Raw genomic sequence first — 717 nt, forward strand, 5'->3', positions numbered from 1 at the left:
CGGCGTCACGGCCCTGCCGTCGCGCCGGGCCGCCGGCGCCGCCTGATCCCCTCGACGGCGACGGGCCGCCCCGGCTGCCCGGAGCGGCCCGTGCTGCTGACCGGTGGATCAGAGGTAGTTCTCGGCCTCGTCGCAGATCTTGTTCAGGCCCTTGTTGGCCTTGTCGAAGGCGGCCCGGTCGCCGGCCGACGCGGCCGCCATGGCGGTGGTCAGCTTGTCCAGGCAGGTGGCGATGACCTTCTTCTGCCGGGCCTGCTCGTCCCGGTCGTTCTTGGTACCGGTCAGGTCCTGCTGGGTGTCGGCCAGCTTGTCCCGCACCGTCTGCAGGTCGGCCTTGAGCTTGTCCATCTCCTGCTTGTTCGCCGCGATGGTGCCGTCCCGCTCGCTGACCTGCGCGGTGAGGTTCTTCTCGGTGCGGTTCAGCTCGTTGTTCTTGGTGATGAACAGGCCGGTCATCACGCCGCCCAGCACGAAGAGCAGCCCGGCGACGACGGCGAGGATCAGCGTGGTCCTGCCCTTGCCGGCACCGGCCACCGGAGCCCCGTAGGGCGGGACGGAACCGGGCGGGGCGGACATCGGCTGGTTGAAGCCCGGACCGGAGACCGGCGGGGCGGACATCGGCGGGGCCGACATCGGCGTGGTGTACGACGGGCCGGAGACCGGGGCCGCGCCCGGGGCGTACTGGCCGGGCACCGGGGGCGCCGACGCGGGCTGGAC

1 protein-coding gene is annotated in these 717 nt (G+C 72.4%); it reads right to left on the minus strand.

Going from position 1 to position 717, the window contains the following annotated elements; translation table 11 throughout:
• Window positions 1-108 precede the first annotated feature (108 nt).
• A partial coding sequence (locus DKL51_RS24790) for a hypothetical protein (protein ID WP_260428659.1) occupies window positions 109-717 on the minus strand: 609 nt, incomplete at its 5' end.

It is taken from the genome of Micromonospora globispora (assembly GCF_003857015.1).
Taxonomy (GTDB): Bacteria; Actinomycetota; Actinomycetes; order Mycobacteriales; family Micromonosporaceae; genus Micromonospora; species Micromonospora globispora.